The 16,846-nt window shown below is 58.8% G+C and carries 14 protein-coding genes; 3 read left to right on the top strand and 11 right to left on the bottom strand.

The features are described 5' to 3' along the window. Positions 1–31: 31 nt before the first annotated feature. From msrB to yrfG, 5 genes are all read right to left on the bottom strand, one after another. The gene (msrB, locus tag AR456_RS04825) at positions 32–529 is read right to left on the bottom strand and encodes a peptide-methionine (R)-S-oxide reductase MsrB (RefSeq protein WP_021820225.1); all 498 of its coding nucleotides are present in this window, start codon (positions 527–529) and stop codon (positions 32–34) included. Between the two features lie 258 nt (positions 530–787). Then, positions 788–2,344, bottom strand: a complete 1,557-nt coding sequence (locus tag AR456_RS04820) for a phosphoenolpyruvate carboxykinase (protein ID WP_021820224.1) — start codon at positions 2,342–2,344, stop codon at positions 788–790. Between the two features lie 431 nt (positions 2,345–2,775). Beyond that, positions 2,776–3,651 carry an Hsp33 family molecular chaperone HslO gene (gene hslO, locus AR456_RS04815; RefSeq protein ID WP_021820223.1) on the bottom strand — a complete coding sequence of 292 codons (876 nt, stop codon included), beginning with the start codon at positions 3,649–3,651 and terminating at the stop codon, positions 2,776–2,778. Between the two features lie 126 nt (positions 3,652–3,777). Next, positions 3,778–4,170 (bottom strand): RNA-binding S4 domain-containing protein, encoded by a 393-nt coding sequence (locus tag AR456_RS04810; protein ID WP_021820222.1) that lies wholly within the window; start codon positions 4,168–4,170, stop codon positions 3,778–3,780. Continuing rightward, positions 4,163–4,834: a GMP/IMP nucleotidase gene (yrfG, locus tag AR456_RS04805; protein ID WP_021820221.1), complete on the bottom strand. Its 672-nt coding sequence runs from the start codon at positions 4,832–4,834 to the stop codon at positions 4,163–4,165. The genes AR456_RS04810 and yrfG overlap by 8 nt, the downstream gene beginning before the upstream one ends. A 108-nt stretch (positions 4,835–4,942) precedes the next feature. On the opposite strand from yrfG, the gene nudE reads away from it, so the two are divergent. Continuing rightward, a complete protein-coding gene (nudE, locus tag AR456_RS04800) occupies positions 4,943–5,509 on the top strand; it encodes an ADP compounds hydrolase NudE (protein WP_021820220.1) in 567 nt (188 codons plus the stop codon). Positions 5,510–5,664: 155 nt separating this feature from the next. Here nudE and AR456_RS04795 read toward each other — a convergent pair whose 3' ends face one another. From AR456_RS04795 to lon, 6 genes are all read right to left on the bottom strand, one after another. After that, positions 5,665–6,756 carry an oxidoreductase gene (locus tag AR456_RS04795; RefSeq protein WP_021820219.1) on the bottom strand — a complete coding sequence of 364 codons (1,092 nt, stop codon included), beginning with the start codon at positions 6,754–6,756 and terminating at the stop codon, positions 5,665–5,667. Between the two features lie 90 nt (positions 6,757–6,846). After that, complete coding sequence (ilvD, locus tag AR456_RS04790) at positions 6,847–8,691, bottom strand: dihydroxy-acid dehydratase (protein ID WP_021820218.1); 1,845 nt, start codon at positions 8,689–8,691, stop codon at positions 6,847–6,849. 97 nt (positions 8,692–8,788) lie between these two features. Next, positions 8,789–9,454, bottom strand: a complete 666-nt coding sequence (locus AR456_RS04785; protein ID WP_021820217.1) for an ATP-binding cassette domain-containing protein — start codon at positions 9,452–9,454, stop codon at positions 8,789–8,791. Beyond that, the gene (thiP, locus tag AR456_RS04780; protein WP_021820216.1) at positions 9,448–11,172 is read right to left on the bottom strand and encodes a thiamine/thiamine pyrophosphate ABC transporter permease; all 1,725 of its coding nucleotides are present in this window, start codon (positions 11,170–11,172) and stop codon (positions 9,448–9,450) included. The genes AR456_RS04785 and thiP overlap by 7 nt, the downstream gene beginning before the upstream one ends. After that, positions 11,156–12,199 carry a thiamine ABC transporter substrate binding subunit gene (thiB, locus tag AR456_RS04775; RefSeq protein ID WP_021820215.1) on the bottom strand — a complete coding sequence of 348 codons (1,044 nt, stop codon included), beginning with the start codon at positions 12,197–12,199 and terminating at the stop codon, positions 11,156–11,158. Before thiB ends, thiP begins: the two co-directional genes overlap by 17 nt. Before the next feature lie 61 nt (positions 12,200–12,260). Beyond that, the gene (gene lon / locus AR456_RS04770; RefSeq protein ID WP_021820214.1) at positions 12,261–14,699 is read right to left on the bottom strand and encodes an endopeptidase La; all 2,439 of its coding nucleotides are present in this window, start codon (positions 14,697–14,699) and stop codon (positions 12,261–12,263) included. Between the two features lie 254 nt (positions 14,700–14,953). Between lon and AR456_RS04760 the strand changes: the two genes are divergently transcribed. Next, positions 14,954–16,207 (top strand): PQQ-dependent sugar dehydrogenase, encoded by a 1,254-nt coding sequence (locus AR456_RS04760; RefSeq protein ID WP_021820212.1) that lies wholly within the window; start codon positions 14,954–14,956, stop codon positions 16,205–16,207. Between the two features lie 4 nt (positions 16,208–16,211). Then, the gene (locus AR456_RS04755; RefSeq protein WP_021820211.1) at positions 16,212–16,823 is read left to right on the top strand and encodes a c-type cytochrome; all 612 of its coding nucleotides are present in this window, start codon (positions 16,212–16,214) and stop codon (positions 16,821–16,823) included. Positions 16,824–16,846: the final 23 nt, after the last annotated feature.

The raw sequence follows: 16,846 nt of genomic DNA, 5'->3' as shown, positions 1-16,846 counted from the left end.
GGGCCTGCGATGAGTTGCACGTGGAAGGACCTCAGGCCGCAACAAACTTCAGCGCCAGGCCATTATTGCACCAGCGCAGCCCGGTGGGATCCGGACCATCCTCGAACACATGCCCCTGGTGCCCACCACAACGCGCACAGTGATATTCAGTACGCGGGAAGACCAGGAAATAATCCACCTTGGTCAGCAGGTGGCCCGGTACGTGATCGAAGAAGCTCGGCCAGCCAGTGCCGGAGTCATATTTCATGGCGCTGGTGAACAGCAACAGGTCGCAGCCCGCGCAGTGGTATTCCCCCTGACCATACTCCTTGTCCAGCGGGCTGGAGCCAGCGGGCTCGGTATCCTCTTCGCGCAGCACGGCAAACTGCTCCGAGGTCAAGCGTTCGCGCCACTCGTCCTTGCTCAACTCCAGCGGCTGGATATCAGAGGAACGTTCCAGAGTCAGCTCGGGACGCGCCTGAACCAGTCCCGGCACCGCAGCGGCAAGACCGCCCAGACCAATCAGGCCTAGAAAACTACGTCGCTTCATAACCATTCTCCCGCTTCAGGTAATCGCATCATCATAGGGTTGGTCGGCCGTAATTCGCGATCCTTACAGTCAGTTTCGAGCTGCGAGCAGTTTCAGTGGCGCTCTGATAGCACATGGACAAAAACCGAGGTCTGGAGTTCAGCTCGAGCGTAGCGTACTCGCAGCTCGTTGCTCCTGACTCCTGACTCCGCACAAAAAAAGAGAAGGCCGAAGCCTTCTCTTTTTTGCATAGCACTTCATGCATAGCGCGAGGTGACATCAATCCTGGCGCGGACCTGCCTCGACAATCGCTGCGCTGACACCCTCGAACTTGCGGAAGTTGTCGATGAACTGTTGTGCCAGTTCGTCGCGCTTGCGGTTGTAGGCCTGCTGATCTTCCCAGGTCTGACGCGGATCCAGCAGACGTGAATCAACACCAGGCACGGAAGTCGGCACCGACAGGTTGAGGCCTTCAATGTGGCGTGTTTCAACATCACGCAGCACACCTGACTGGATAGCATGAATGATGGCGCGTGTAGTCGGAATCGAGAAGCGCGAACCACCCTCTCCGTAGGAGCCACCGGTCCAGCCAGTATTGACCAGATAGACCTGAGCATCCTTTTCGGCGACGCGCTTGATCAGCAGGTCAGCGTATTCACGCGCAGGACGCGGGAAGAACGGTGCACCAAAGCAGGTCGAGAAGGTTGATTCGAGGCCGCTGGAGGAGCCCATCTCGGTGGAGCCGACCTTGGCGGTATAGCCGGACAGGAAGTGATAGGCGGCGGCTTCACGAGACAGTACTGACACCGGCGGCAACACGCCACTCATGTCACAGGTCAGGAAGACAATCGCATTCGGCTCACCAGCACGGTTCTCGGCAACACGCTTGGCCACGTGCTCGAGCGGATAGGCGGCACGTGAATTCTGGGTCAGGCTGCCATCGGCGTAATCGGGCTCACGGCGATCGTTGAGCACCACATTCTCGAGCACAGTACCGAACTTGATGGCATTCCAGATCACCGGCTCATTCTTCTCGGACAGATCGATGCACTTGGCATAGCAACCGCCTTCGATGTTGAACACGGTGCCCACGCCCCAGCCATGCTCGTCGTCACCAATCAGGAAACGGCCAGGATCCGCGGAGAGAGTGGTCTTTCCGGTGCCGGAAAGACCGAAGAACAGTGTTGTTTCACCGTCTTCGCCGACGTTGGCACTGCAGTGCATCGGCAGCACATCGGAGTCCGGCAACAGGAAGTTCTGCACCGAGAACATCGCCTTTTTCATCTCACCGGCATAGCGCATACCAGCGATCAGCACGCGGCGAGCAGCAAAGTTGATGATCACGCAGCCATCGGAGTTGGTGCCGTCACGCTCCGGCTCACAGCTGAAGAACGGCGCATTGAGAATGGTCCACTCTTCCTTGCGCGAGGCATTGTAGGCTTCAGGGCGCACGAACATGGTACGGCCGAACAGGTTGTGCCAGGCCGTTTCGGTGGTCACGCGTACCGGCAGATAATGCGTCGGGTCGCTACCGACGTGCAATTCGGAGACGTAACTGTCCTGGCTGCCGAGGTACTGCTCAACACGCTCCCACAGGGCGTCGAAACGCGCAGCATCGAAGGGGCGATTGACGTTACCCCAGTCAATCTTGCTGCTGGTAGACGGCTCTTCAACGATGAAGCGGTCCTTGGGCGAACGGCCGGTACGCTCACCGGTATTGACTACCAGGGCACCATGAGCGGCCAGGCGGCCCTCACCATTGGCCACAGCATGCTCGATGAGCTCTGCCGTACTGAGGTTGATATGAACGGACGGCGCTTGTTGGGTCGTGGTCATGTCATTTCCTGGGCCTGACGGCCACTCTCTCTCGTTTACCGGGCGTGTCCGAGCAATACCGATCAGTACTTCGCGGGAAGTCTGCGGGGCATCATCGCCCTGCTGCCCCACCTGATACAGCACCACCTTCAACGCATGGGATACCACCCGGCCGCCAATGCGGCTTTACCGTCTTCTGGGAATTGTCACCACAATTCATCGCAACTGGATGTGAACTGTGGCAAGACAACGACAACCGGGCCTGCAGGATCGGCGGCGATTATGGCAAAAAAGATTCGAACTGGAAATGCTCACGTTTGACGACGTTCATGTAGTTTTACTACTACATCTACCAATAATCGCCGGATTTATGTTGTATAACTACAGGAGGGGTCGTGCAGCAGGCAACAACATCCAGCCGTGCCTGCCATCCACTCAGCATCGGGCGGTACTCAATGCAGAGTTGGCGTGTCTCCGCTGGGGTCTTCGATCAAGCCTTCCACTTCCAGCGCTGAAAACTGGTAAAGGGTGTGACAGAAGTGACATTGCGTTTCAATACCACCCTGCTCCGCGACAATTTCACGCAATTCTTCGGCGCCGAGTGATGCAATCGCTCCGGCAATACGCGAACGGGAGCAGGTGCAACCGAAATACAACGCCTTGGGATCAAAGACACGCACGGTTTCTTCATGGAACAGACGAGTCAAGAGTGTTGTGGAGTCCAACTCCACCAACTCCTTATCGGCTAGCGTTGATGCCAGATGAGTTGCACGATCCCAGGCATCATCATCCTGGTTGAGAGACTCATCCGGAAGGCGCTGTAACAACAATCCCCCCGCATGCTTTCCGTCAGCAGCCAACCACAGACGAGTCGGCAGCTGTTCCGACTGAGAGAAATAGGTTTCCAGGCAGCCAGCAAGAGAATCATGCTCGATGGCGACGATACCTTGATAGCGTCGCCCTTCTCGCGGGTCCAGCGTGATCACGATCTGACCATCACCGACCAGGTCGCGAAAACTCTCATCACCTGACGGCAACACTGCATCCTCCGCCAGGCGGGCAATGGCACGCAATTCACCCCCCGGATTGGACTCCGCCATCAGCAGGTTCACCGCTGCACTGCCGCGCACTTCGATACTCAGAGTACCATCCAGCTTGACGGTATCCGTCAACAGCGCCACAGCGGCCAGCAACTCACCGAGTTGATTGTTGATGGTCGCCGGATACTCATGGCGATTGAGGACTTCCGCATAAGCCTGCTCAAGGCGAGTCACCTCACCGCGAACATTGGTGGAATCGATAAGAAAGCGCTGAATTTGATCGGTCATGGAAACTCACATACAGGAATTCAAGGGAGGACGAAGCCGTAAGTCGTGGGCCCTGAACGGCCCAGTGCCGATCCACGGAGTCCGGAGTCAGAGTTTACTTACAGCTTACCGCTTATAGCTTGGCGCCTACGGCTCATCACCCTGCTCCCGCTGAAAGCGCTTGATATCGCGGCGTGCGCGTTTATCGGGGCGCTTGAGGGGATGCTGGAAGGCTTCACGTGCCTGGCGACGGCTTTCAGACTCACGTTCCCGGCGTTGGCGGCTCTGCTCGGTTTCACGATAGAGAGCCTGGGCTTCCGGTGCGCCGCGGCGCTTTTCGCTGATCTCGAGGACTTCCACTTCCAACACATCCCAGCCCTGTGGAACGCGCACCATCATCCCCGGGCTTACGGCCTTGCTGGTCTTGGCTTTGGCGCCATCGACCTCGACCTTGCCACCATCGATGGCCTTCTTGGCCAGCGCACGAGTCTTGAAGAAACGCGCTGCCCACAGCCATTTGTCGAGACGAACATTATCCATGCGCTGACTCCTCGCCAGGCGGCAGGATATCGGCGAAACGATCCAGGGCGGTGAAGTCCACCAGCTCAAGCTCGGGACGCTGACTATCGGGCTGACGAATACCGAGCAGATAGCGGATGCCAAACTGCCGCGCACTTTCCAGTACATGCGGATTATCGTCAATGAACAGCGTGCGCTGGGGATCGAAGGGTTCCACCTTCTGCATCGCATGCCAGAAGGCCTGCTCCTCCTTGGGTTCGCCGAGATCCGCTGAAGAGACGATGGCATCGAGATAATCGTCGAGCCCGGTAAGCGGCAACTTCAGTTCGAGGCTGGCCCGGTCAGCGTTGGTTGCCAACACCACCCGCGGGTGCGCCTTTCGCAGCCAGTTGAGAAAGTCGAGAGCATCACTGCGCAAACCTATCAAGTGCTGGACTTCACGCTTGAGCGCGACGATATCAACACTCAATTCACGACTCCAGTAATCGAGGCTGTACCAGTTGAGAGTGCCCCGCTCTCCCATGATCCGATCTCGTAGCGCCAGGCGCGCAGCCTCGTCCAGACGATGCAGCTCGACATAGCGACGCGGCAGGTGCTCAAGCCAGAAGTGGCTATCGAAATGCAGATCGAGAAGAGTACCGTCCATATCCAGCAGAACAGTATCAATGGCTCGCCAATCGATCATTGAAACCCCAGTAGCAGCAGCAAGGAAATAACATGATAGTTTACCTGATAAGCCGCAAGCCGTAAGCAATCAGCAGTTAGCTCACGCCATCATTCACCAGGAGCCTTCATGACAGCCACTGCAGACCACAAGCCACATATTCTTGAACGCCGAACAGTAGCCCGCAGTCGCCTGTTCAACATCGAGGAAATTGACCTGCGCTTCTCCAATGGCGCGGAACGTACCTTTGAACGCCTGGGCGGGAACGGCAAGGGCATTGGTGCAGTGATGATCGTGGCGATGCCAGACCCGGAGCATGTATTGCTGATTCGTGAGTATGCTGCGGGGTTCGAGGACTACACTCTGACGCTACCCAAGGGAGTCATCGACGAGGGAGAGGATATGGTGACTGCCGCCAACCGCGAGCTGAAGGAAGAGTGCGGTTTCGGTGCCAGACGCATCGAGCCGCTGGTCGAGCTGTCGTTGTCGCCCAACTACATGCGTCAGCGCATTCAAGTCATGCTGGCCCGCGACCTCTATGAAGAACGCCTGCCTGGCGATGAGCCAGAACAGTTGGAGGTCGAAACACATGCCATTGACTCGTTGCCCGCGCTGCTATCCAGAGAAGACTTTCATGAAGGGCGAGCCATCGCCGCGCTGTATATCGCCCGCGATAAACTGCTCAACGAGATCTAACGGCTCAGCGAGATCCAAAGCTTCAACGAGGCCCAGCCAGCTGTGGTGGCCTGGCCAGCTACAGCTCGAGCCATCTACAGCGCAAGCCAGGTGCGCCGCGCCGCGAGTCAACCAGTGCTGCCCCACTGGTCATGGCTCCGGCCGTAGGCTGTGGTCTAGCGTGCCTGCACACGGCGCAGGTTATTGTTGCCTTCCTTGACTCGCACCCAGCGCCCCTGGCGATAGCTGTCACGTCCGGCTTCCAGCAGCGTCATGATATCGACGCCATCTTCGCCGGTCACCGCGGGTTGGCCACCCTTGAGCAGCAGCGCTTCACGAATGGATTCGTAATAGGCGGGATAGTTGCCCGGCAGCGAGGGATACTCTTCGACCAGCAACTCCGGCTGCTCCACCGTACCGTGGTTGACCGTCAGATGACCTGGATACGGATCCTCGCCCCAGTTCTCGCTGGGCATCAGGCCTTCCTTGAGCATCGCTTCCTGAGGGTCCAGGCCATAGGTCGAGTAGCTGCCATTGGTGCCATGGATCAGGAAACGTGGACTGGGCTCAGCCACCAGCGTCGAAGCCTGCAGGGTGACACGCAAACCCTCGTAATCAAGCATCGCCACGAAGTCATCATCAACTTCCGAGCCTTCTCGTGACGTCGCCTGTTCCAGCAGAATGGCGCGCGGCATTCCGAAGAGTTCGCGAGCCTGATCGAGCAGGTGCGGTCCAAGGTCGAACCAGATACCACCACCAGGTTTGTTGCGATCACGCCAACGGTCGGTGACCAGCGGACGGTAACGGTCGAAACGCGAGGTAAACGACACCACGCGGCCAAGGTGACCTTCATCGAGCAACTTGCGCACGGTAAGAAAGTCACTGTCCCAGCGACGATTATGGAACACGCTCAGCATCAGATTGGAGCGATCAGCCTGCACACGTAACGTACGAGCTTCCGAGAGCGATACCGTAATCGGCTTGTCGATCACGACATGTTTTCCAGCCGCCAGAGCGGCCTTGGCCATCGGAAAGTGCAGGTCGTTGGGAGTGGCAATCACTACCAGGTCAATCAGCCGCTCATTGAGCAGGTCGTTGAGGCCATCGACCACTTCAACATCAGGCCAGTCGGCCTTTACCCTGGCTGGGTCAGAGCTGACTACGGCCATCAGCTCCATTCCAGTTGCCGCCTTGATCAGGGGTGCATGAAATGTCCTGGCGGCCATCCCGTAGCCTACCAGGCCCACGTTCAGGGTCTGTGTCTTCATAAAGAATCCATCTACCTTCTCTCTGTATCAATGACCCCGAGTTGGCTGGAGGCCAACTCGGGGGCACCTAAGGTATCCAGGATGAACCAGTCAGTCGAGCTTATCCAGATCTCGGACAGCGCCTCTGTCAGCCGAGGTCGCCAACAGTGCATAAGCCTTGAGCGCAGCCGATACCTTGCGATCTCGCTGGATGCTGGGCTTCCATGCATCACTGCCGCGCGCTTCCTGACGGTCGCGACGCGCCGACAATTCCACTTCGTCCAACAGCACATTGATGGTGCGGTTGGGGATATCGATGCGAATCCGGTCGCCATTTTCCACCAGACCAATGGCACCACCAGCAGCCGCTTCCGGTGAAACGTGGCCAATCGACAGACCTGAGGTTCCGCCGGAGAAGCGCCCATCGGTCAGCAGCGCACAGGCCTTGCCCAGCCCTTTGGACTTCAGGTACGAGGTCGGGTACAGCATTTCCTGCATCCCCGGGCCTCCACGCGGCCCTTCGTAGCGAATCACCACTACGTCGCCTTCCTTCACCTGACCTTCAAGAATATGTTCGACGGCCTGATCCTGGGATTCGACGACATGCGCGGGTCCCTCGAAGACCAGAATGCTTTCATCAACACCGGCACTCTTCACCACGCAGCCATTCTCGGCAATGTTGCCTGTCAATACCGCCAGGCCACCCTCGCGCGAGAAGGCATGTTCGTAGTCACGAATACAGCCGGTCGCTCGGTCACCGTCGAGGCTCGGCCAGCGAGCACTCTGCGAAAAAGCGACCTGAGTGGGTACGCCACCGGGGCCAGCCTTGTAGAAGCTGACCACTTCCTGGCTCGGATTACGCATGATGTCCCACTCGTCCAGCGCAGCCTTGAGCGTATCGCCATATACAGTGGGTACGCTGGCATCCAGCACACCGGCCCGATCCAACTCACCGAGAATCGCCATGATGCCACCGGCACGATGCACATCCTCGATATGGTATTTCTGGGTGTTGGGCGCCACCTTGCACAACTGCGGTACTTCACGGCTGAGGCGGTCGATATCCTGCATGGTGAAGTCGACACCCGCTTCCTGAGCGGCGGCCAACAGGTGCAGGATGGTATTGGTCGAGCCGCCCATGGCGATGTCGAGGGTCATGGCATTGCGGAATGCCGCTTTGGAGGCGATGGCACGCGGCAACAGATGCTCTTCGTTACCTTCGTAGTAGCGCTTGGCCAGTTCGACGATTCGCTCCCCCGCATTCTCGAATAGACGTCTGCGGTCGGAGTGAGTGGCGACTACGGTGCCGTTGCCCGGCAGTGCCAGACCCAGCGCTTCGGTCAGACAGTTCATCGAATTGGCGGTGAACATGCCGGAGCAACTACCGCAGGTCGGGCAGGCGCTGCGCTCGACTTCGTTGAGCAATTCCTCGTCGACACTGTCATCAGCCGCCATGACCATGGCATCCACCAGGTCCAGACCATGATCGAGCAACTTGGTCTTGCCGGCCTCCATCGGGCCACCGGAAACAAAGATCACCGGGACGTTGAGGCGCATGGCAGCCATCAGCATTCCGGGAGTGATCTTGTCGCAGTTGGAAATACACACCAACGCATCGGCGCAGTGGGCATTGACCATGTATTCGACGCTATCGGCAATCAGATCACGGCTCGGCAGCGAATACAGCATGCCGTCGTGACCCATGGCGATACCATCATCCACGGCGATGGTATTGAATTCCTTGGCTACTCCCCCGGCCTTTTCGATCTCGCGAGCCACCAACTGGCCCATATCCTTGAGATGCACATGGCCGGGCACGAACTGGGTAAATGAATTCGATACGGCGATGATCGGTTTATGGAAGTCGTCATCTTTCATGCCAGTGGCGCGCCAGAGGGCACGGGCACCAGCCATATTGCGACCTGCGGTCGTTGTACGGGAGCGATACTCAGGCATTGGGAGGGTCCTCATCATTCTGTGTCCACCCGTGGCCTTGTTCTGCGAAGGTAATTCGCGGCCCGGGCGGTGTCGCGTGTCCAGACTATCGATTCTGTCATGCAGGCGCGGGACTGGCTACTATCAACCGCCCCTCAACCAGACGCAGGCGATAATCTGCCAACGCCTGAACGTCCTCGGCGTCGTGACTGACCAGCAGTACGGCGACTCCGCTGTGCTTGAGGCGCTCTACCTGAACCCAGAGTGTCTCGCGATTGGCACGATCGAGGCCGGTAAAGGGTTCATCAAGCAGCAATAGCCGCGTATCACGCAGCAATGCACGCACCAGCGCCACTCGCTGACGCTGACCACCGGACAGTTCGCTGGGCAGGCGTGATGCCATTTCCGCCATTCCGACCTGCTCCAGCCCTTCGGTTATGCGCTGGCGTTGGCCAGCATTCAAACGCAGATCCGGCGCCAGCCCGAGGCCGATATTGGCCCACACCGGCAGATGATCGAACAGGTTGTGATCCTGAAACAGCGTGGTTACCCCACGGCGCCAAGGATGCAGAGCGAGCAGGTCCTCGTCCAGCCAGCGCAACTGCCCGGATGCGGGCTTGAGGAAACCGGCAATCAGATTGAGCAGCGTGCTCTTTCCCGCGCCGGAAGGCCCATCTACGGCGACACACTGCCCCGGCGCCAGGCGCAGGTCAAAACGGAAGTCCAGCGTCTGTCCGGGTTCAGCCTGTGAATAATGAAAGCTCAATGCTTCAGCGATCAGCATGCAGTCCTCGATATATCGGTGCCCGATGAGCCATGCCGCCAGGCATAACGTGGCAACTTGCGCGTCAAACCAGAAAGTATGGCGAACACCATCACCACCAGAACCAACAGCAATAACGCGGTGGCCGCGGCACTCTGCCAGCGGTAGCCTCCCAACTGCTGATAGAGCAACATCGGCAGGGTCGGTGCCGAGGGCGAACCAAATAGTGCAATCACACTGAAATCCCCCAGCGACAACGTCATGCCATAGGCCAATGCCAACGCCAAAGGACGCCGCAGGCGCGGCCAGATCAACCAGCGCAGGCGCGACCAGCCATGTACGGCCAATTGGTCGGCCACGCGGCGCTGGGTTCCATCAAGCCCAGTAACAGCCGAACGCAGGACCTGCATCGCAAAGGGTAAAGCCATCAGGGCGTTGACCAGCACCACCAGGGCGTAGCCCTGCAGGTCGCTGCCAAGTCCCGGTCGCAACAGCATGAACAGTCCTGTACCCAGCACCAGCGCCGGCAATATCAGGATCAGCTGTCCACTGCCTTCGATCATCGACGCCATGGTCCCGCGCCCCCTGTGGCGTAGGTCACCGCTACCGGCCAGCAGCAACAGCGCCACCACCACAGCTCCCAGTCCTGCACTGCTGGCCATGACCAGACTGCGCAATGCGGCGGCCCATATTCCGACGTCGCTGAGTAGATCCGGCATGCCACCCACCCCCGCCACCACAATAGCGACCAGTGGAGGTAGCAGGAGCAGCGCCAGGCCAAGCAGTACCGCAGTATCGCCCAGGCGCCGCCAGCCATGAGCATCGCGCCGCTGCATCGGCCCGGTGACATGCCCTTCCGCAGCGATCAACGCAGCATTGCCACCTACACGCAGCGCTACTGCCCACAGCGAGAGACAGACCAGCAATTGCGTCATCGCCAGCAACGCCGCCAACGCCAGGTCGTAGTCGTACTTCAATGCCTGATAGAGCGCGACCTCCAGGGTGCTACTGCCAGGCCCTCCGCCGAGAGTCATGACGATGGCAAAACTGGTAAAGCACAGGGTAAAGACCAGCGCCGCCAGACGCGGCAACAATTGACGGATCTGTGGCCATTCCAGCGTGCGCCAGATGGCGGTTCGCGAGAGCCCGAACTGAGCCACCAGTCGCCAGTGAGCACTGGGCGCCTGCTCCAGCGCCTGGAGCATGACACGGCCGCTCAACGGCAGGTTGAAGAACACATGCGCCAGCACGATGCCCGACAGGCCATAGAGATAATCCGGCGAAGTGCTCGGCGCGAAGGGCAGCGACTCCAGCAATGACCCCAGCCAGCCCTGACGGCCATGCACCGCCACGAGGCCGAACAACGCCAGCAGCGCCGGGATCACCAGCGACATTTCCATGACCCGCAACAACAGCGCGCGCCCGGGAAACACTGGTCGCCGCGCCAGTACCACAGCCACCAGCACACCACCGCCCAGCGACAACAGCGTTGACAGAGTGGCCTGCAGTAGACTGAAACGCAGAATGGCAGCCAGCCATGGCTCACGCCACAGGCGTGATATATCCATATCCGGCGCCTGCCACAGCAGGGCACCGAGGCTACCCAAGCCTACCGTCGCAACGAGCAATACTGCCAGCAAGGCTGCCGGCAGTATCAGTCGATTGGCTTCCGCACGCCGCCACCAGCAGGGGTGCCGGGGAGCGACAGAGGATTGCCGGACGTCAACGAGTGGTTGCATTGAGCCATTCACGAATCCAGCCTTGCCGATTGGCACTGACTTCTTCCGGCGTAAAGGTAAAACTGTCCGGCTCTATCAGACGCTCGAATACCTCCGGTAACTCAGCGCCGAGATCCACTGCCGGATACATCACATTGCCCAGCGGAATTTCACGCTGGAAGTCCTCACTGAGGATAAAGTCCATGAACTGGCGTGCCAGTCCCGGGTGCTCCGAGCCCGCCAGCATTGCGGCAGTTTCGATCTGTAGATAGTGACCTTCGCTGAATTCCGCAGCCTGATAGCGGTCGGTGTTGTCCACTGCCATGTGATAGGCGGGCGAGGTGCTGTAGGACAATACCATTGGCGCCTCGCCATTCATGAACAGCGAGAAATAGGCCTGACTCCAGCCACTGGCTACGGTGAGGATATGCGGTGAAAGCCGCTGCCACGCCTCATCGGCCTGATCACCGTAGATGTGTTTGATCCACAGCAACAGCCCAAGCCCCGGCACACTGGTGCGTGGGTCGCTGATGATGACCTTGAGATCATCAGGCGCATCGAGCAATTCCTCGAAGCTGGTCGGTGGGTCGGGCAGTATCTCACTGTCGTAGATGAAGGCGAAGCGCCCCCAGTCATAAGGCAGGAAGGTGTCGTCATGCCACTCGATGGGCAGCTGCAACGTCGACAGGTCGGCGCCATGCGGAGCCAGCAGCTCAAGGCGACGTGCTTCATCGATCAGGTTCATATCGAGCCCGAGCACTACATCCGCGGCGCTGGAGTCGCCTTCAAGACGCAGCCGCTGAAGGATATCGACACCCCCGCCCAGCGACACGAAGTTCAGATCACAGTTGCACTGAGCTTCGAAGGCCTTTTCCACACCAGGGCCAGGGCCCCACTCGGCGACGAAGGACTCATAGGTGTAAACCGTCAGCGTCGGGCGCTCGCTATCATCCGCCAACGCAGGCGCTGCAAACCCCGTCATCGACAGAGACAGACAAAGGCCCGGAAGCGTATACGCCATCCGGGCCCTGGTGGAAGTGAAGTTCATCACAGTGGGCTCCAGAAACAATGCCCACCAGCTTAACGGAAAACCTCAGCAGCGAGCCACGCTAGCCAAATACGACCTTTGCCACATCACGATACTTCGAGGCAAAGTGCACGCTCATGCCTTCCTTGAGATAGTCGGGCAGTTCCGCGTAATCGCGACGGTTGGCCTCGGGCAGAATGACTTCGAAGATATCGCTGCGGCGAGCGGCAATCACCTTCTCGCGGATTCCTCCCACCGGCAGCACATGGCCCGTCAGCGTCAACTCACCGGTCATCGCCAGGTTACGCTCGATTGGCTGGTTGCGTGCCAGCGACAGCAGCGCTGTGGTCATGGTTACCCCCGCCGAGGGACCATCCTTGGGCGTAGCGCCTTCAGGGACATGAAGATGTACGAAAGCACTGTCGAAGTAGTCAGGGTCAGCACCGTACTCCGCCATATGCCCTTGCACAAAGCTGTAGGCGATATTGGCCGATTCCTTCATCACATCGCCCAATTGGCCCGTCAGCTTGAAGCCTCGATCCAGTGCATGCACACGTCCGGCCTCAATCGATAGCGTGGCCCCGCCCATCGACGTCCAGGCCAGGCCGGTGACAACTCCGGAGCCCTTCATGACCTTTTCCTTGCGGAAGATCGGTGCCCCCAGGAACTCCTCAAGGTTCTTCACCGAGACCTTGACCGACGCCTGATCGCTCTCCAATAACTTGACCGCCGCCTTGCGCACCACGCGATGCAACAGCTTTTCGAGCTGACGCACCCCCGCTTCGCGGGCGTAGCCCTCGATCACCTGGCGCAGTGCCGCATCGGTGAGATTGATACGCTTCCTGGGAATGTTGTCGCGCTTGAGCAAACGTGGCCACAGATGATTTTTGGCAATCGCCAACTTCTCCTCGGCGATATAGCCCGACAGACGAATCTGCTCCATGCGGTCGAGCAAGGCCGGCGGAATCGAATCCAGGGTATTGGCCGTACATACGAACAGCACCTTGGACAAATCAAGACGCACGTCCAGATAGTGATCGAGGAAATCAACATTCTGCTCCGGGTCGAGCACCTCGAGCAGTGCCGAAGCCGGGTCGCCTTGAAACGACTGGCCCATCTTGTCGATCTCATCAAGCATGATCACAGGGTTCTCGACGTCCACCTCCTTGAGCGCCTGAACCAGTTTGCCCGGCATGGCGCCGACATAGGTGCGACGATGGCCCTTGATCTCGGCTTCGTCACGCATCCCCCCTACCGAGAAACGATAGAATTCGCGTCCCAGAGCCTCCGCGATGGAGCGACCGATGGAGGTCTTGCCGACGCCGGGAGGACCGACCAGCAGAACAATGGAACCGCCAACATCACCCTTGAAGGTGCCTTCGGCGAGAAACTCTACGATGCGTTCCTTTACGTCATCGAGACCATCATGGTCGCGATCCAGCACCTTGCGTGCGTGCGGCAGATCCAACTGGTCGTCACTGGTCTGCCCCCAGGGCATGCTGGTCAGCCAATCAAGATAATTACGCGTGGTGCCGTACTCCGGTGAACCCGTCTCGAGCACCGAGAGCTTGTCGAGCTCATCATTGATCCGCTCCATGACCCGCTCAGGCACCACCTTGTTTTCCAGCCGATCACGGAAGGTATCAACATCGTTCTCGCGATCGTCCTTGGAGATGCCGAGTTCACGCTGAATGACCTTGAGCTGCTCGCGCAGGAAGAACTCGCGCTGATGCTGTTGCATCTGCGCATTGACCTGTTCGCTGATCTCGCTCTGCAACTGTGCGACGTCAATTTCCTTACGCAGCAGCGGCAGGACCTTCTGCATACGTGGCATTACCGCCAGAGTATCGAGCACACCCTGCAGTTCCTGCCCCTGGGCCGAAGTAATGGAGGCGGCAAAGTCAGTCAGTGGGCCGGGTTCGTGGGGACTGAAGCGATTGAGATACTGCTTGAGCTCCTCTCCGTAGAGAGGGTTGATCGGCAGCAGTTCCTTGATGCCATTGATCATCGCCATGGCATAGGCACGGGTCTCATCGTCCTCCGCATCCACCGGTTCCTTCGGATAACTGACCTCCACCAGGAATGGCGGTGTTTTCGACAACCAGCGCTGGATACGGAAACGCTTTACTCCCTGTGAGATGAACTGGATCTGCTGCTCATCTCCCTGCAGTTTGTGCATCTTGACTGCGGTACCGATCTCGGGGAAATCCTGCCAGCCCAGTTCATCAACACCGGCTTCACCGACGAAAGCCAGGCCTACGGTGTGATGGGGAGTATCGCTGACACGCTCGATGGTTTTTTCCCAGCGCTCGCGGTTGATGACCAGCGGTTGAACCTGGGCAGGGAAGAAAGGACGATTATGAATCGGCAGTAGATATAGCCGTTCCGGCAGTATGGCACTGGCAGGAATCACGGCCTGAATACGGCTATCTTCGTCCTGCTCATCCGCATCGGCATCATGCTCGCCATTCATACCGACCCAATCCAGGTCATCCTGTTGCGGATCACGATCATCGCTCATGCGTACCTCATCCAGATGTATGGGCAACACGCCCTGTCTGATTACAGGAATGTGGGCACCCTGGGCCAAGTTCAAGTCATGAATCTGATGCAGATCAGATTGTTCACGGAGATTGAAAGCGTAGCTGACCTCCCACCACCGAGGGCTGAGGCAGTTCCAATGATAGAAAGAAACTATCTATGAAAGGGCGATTCCTTACTAGGCTAAGCGTTGGCAGTTGCTAATAAAGAATAACCACTACAGGAGCCTACTCCATGTCGCGCATTGCCCTCTCACGTCTCGCGCTGACGATTTCCACCGCTGGCCTGATGACGCTCCCTTTCTTCACCGCATCTGCGAGTGCCGAAGAACAGCAGCCAGCCTGGGCCCAAGGGCGTTCAGCCGAGTTAGCCGAGTCGCCGCTTGCTCCGCACGCCACTCCCCTGACCGTCACCGCCCCTGAAAACATCCCCATCGATGACCTACGCCTACCGGATGGCTTCAGTGCCGAAATCTGGGCCCACGGCATGCCAGGTGCACGCATGATGGCCATAGGTGACAACGGAACTGTCTTTGTCGGAACTCGCGGTATAGGCCGGGTCTATGCCGTTATGGACAACGGCGACAAACGAGAACACGTCACTGTCGCCGAGGGACTGACCCAGCCCAATGGGGTCGCCTTCAAGGATGGCAGCCTGTATGTCGCTGCCATCAACCGTATCTTCCGTTACGACAACATCGAGGACTCTCTGGCCAACGGAGAGGTTCCGGAACCCGAAGAGCTGACCGAGGCTTTTGGCCTTCCTGACGACGAGCATCACGGCTGGAAGTTTCTCGCCTTCGGGCCAGATGACCGGCTCTACATACCTGTGGGCGCACCCTGCAACGGTTGCGAGGTCGACGCAGATACGCACGCCACTATCCACAGCTTCAAACCGGACGGCTCTGACATGCGAGTCGAAGCACGCGGTGTCCGCAACAGCGTTGGCTTCGACTTCCATCCCGAGACAGGAGAACTATGGTTCACCGACAACAACCAGGACTGGGTGGGTGAACATGCACCGAACGACGAGCTCAACCGGGTCAGCGAAACCGGCGAGAACTTCGGCTTTCCCTACTGCCACGGTGTTGGTGTAACCGATCCAGCCTTGGGCGACGCGGCATCCTGCGATGGTGTCTCCCTGCCCGCTGCCACCTTTGATCCGCACAGCGCTCCGCTGGGCATGCGTTTCTATACCGGAGAGATGTTCCCGGAGGAGTACCGGAACGCTATTTTCATCGCCCGTCGCGGCTCCTGGAACCGTTCGCTCAGCGCTGGTTACGACGTACAAGTCGCCAGGATCTCCGATAACGGAGAACGAGCAGGCCTCTCTCCCTTCATGGTCGGCTTCCTCGATACCAGCGAAAACGACTTTTCCGGTCGCCCTGTAGACGTGCTGCAGATGGCTGACGGGGCGCTGCTGGTTTCCGATGAGCAGAACGGCGCCATCTATCGCGTCAGCTACGCCACACCGGACTACGTGGAGTGAAACCATGCCCCCATCCATGAGCGCCCTATCGGGGCGCTTACTGGCTGCATTGGCCAGCCTGATACTGTCTGGTCCGTCTATTGCCGAGGAGTCGCCAGCCGCGGGCCTGCCATTGGAGGAACAGGTGCAGGTGTGCGGTGCCTGTCACGGCCCTGATGGCAACGCATCCCAACCTGGCACCCCCTCACTGGCCGGCCAGCCAGCACTGGCCATCACCAACCAGTTGATCTACTTCCGCGAGCGTCTGCGGCAGAGTGAGGTGATGACCCCCATGGCACGAGGACTTTCCGATGGAGAGATTCAGGCTTTGGCTGCCTACTATGAAGACCAAGTGCTGGAGGCACCGGATGAGGATGCAGACGCTGAACTGATGTCCCAGGGGCAAGACCTGGCCAAGCAGCATCGTTGCTCCAGTTGCCATCGCTCTGACTTTTCAGGCCACGAGCAGATGCCTCGCCTGGCCAACCAACGAGAGGACTACCTGACTCATGCCATGCAAGCTTATCGAGAGCGCAGCCGAGGCGGTCCCGATACCACCATGATCGAGGTCATGCGAGACATCTCCGACGATGAGATCCAGGCGTTGGCCCATTATCTTGCCCACTGGGAGAAATGATGCTGACTCGGCTTTTCCGTAAC

The sequence above is a fragment of the Halomonas huangheensis genome, from assembly GCF_001431725.1.
GTDB classification, from domain to species: domain Bacteria; phylum Pseudomonadota; class Gammaproteobacteria; order Pseudomonadales; family Halomonadaceae; genus Halomonas; species Halomonas huangheensis.
Note: the sequence above shows the minus strand (reverse complement) of the source record. Positions and strands in the feature narration are given on the sequence as shown.

Coding starts and splice junctions, on each gene's coding strand:
- nudE (WP_021820220.1), top strand. CDS start 4,943: ATGACAGCCACTGCAGACCACAAGCCACATATTCTTGAACGCCGAACA.
- lon (WP_021820214.1), bottom strand. CDS start 14,699: ATGAGCGATGATCGTGATCCGCAACAGGATGACCTGGATTGGGTCGGT.
- msrB (WP_021820225.1), bottom strand. CDS start 529: ATGAAGCGACGTAGTTTTCTAGGCCTGATTGGTCTGGGCGGTCTTGCC.
- AR456_RS04795 (WP_021820219.1), bottom strand. CDS start 6,756: ATGAAGACACAGACCCTGAACGTGGGCCTGGTAGGCTACGGGATGGCC.
- yrfG (WP_021820221.1), bottom strand. CDS start 4,834: ATGATCGATTGGCGAGCCATTGATACTGTTCTGCTGGATATGGACGGT.
- thiB (WP_021820215.1), bottom strand. CDS start 12,199: ATGAACTTCACTTCCACCAGGGCCCGGATGGCGTATACGCTTCCGGGC.
- AR456_RS04810 (WP_021820222.1), bottom strand. CDS start 4,170: ATGGATAATGTTCGTCTCGACAAATGGCTGTGGGCAGCGCGTTTCTTC.
- thiP (WP_021820216.1), bottom strand. CDS start 11,172: ATGCAACCACTCGTTGACGTCCGGCAATCCTCTGTCGCTCCCCGGCAC.
- hslO (WP_021820223.1), bottom strand. CDS start 3,651: ATGACCGATCAAATTCAGCGCTTTCTTATCGATTCCACCAATGTTCGC.
- AR456_RS04755 (WP_021820211.1), top strand. CDS start 16,212: ATGCCCCCATCCATGAGCGCCCTATCGGGGCGCTTACTGGCTGCATTG.
- AR456_RS04785 (WP_021820217.1), bottom strand. CDS start 9,454: ATGCTGATCGCTGAAGCATTGAGCTTTCATTATTCACAGGCTGAACCC.
- AR456_RS04820 (WP_021820224.1), bottom strand. CDS start 2,344: ATGACCACGACCCAACAAGCGCCGTCCGTTCATATCAACCTCAGTACG.
- ilvD (WP_021820218.1), bottom strand. CDS start 8,691: ATGCCTGAGTATCGCTCCCGTACAACGACCGCAGGTCGCAATATGGCT.
- AR456_RS04760 (WP_021820212.1), top strand. CDS start 14,954: ATGTCGCGCATTGCCCTCTCACGTCTCGCGCTGACGATTTCCACCGCT.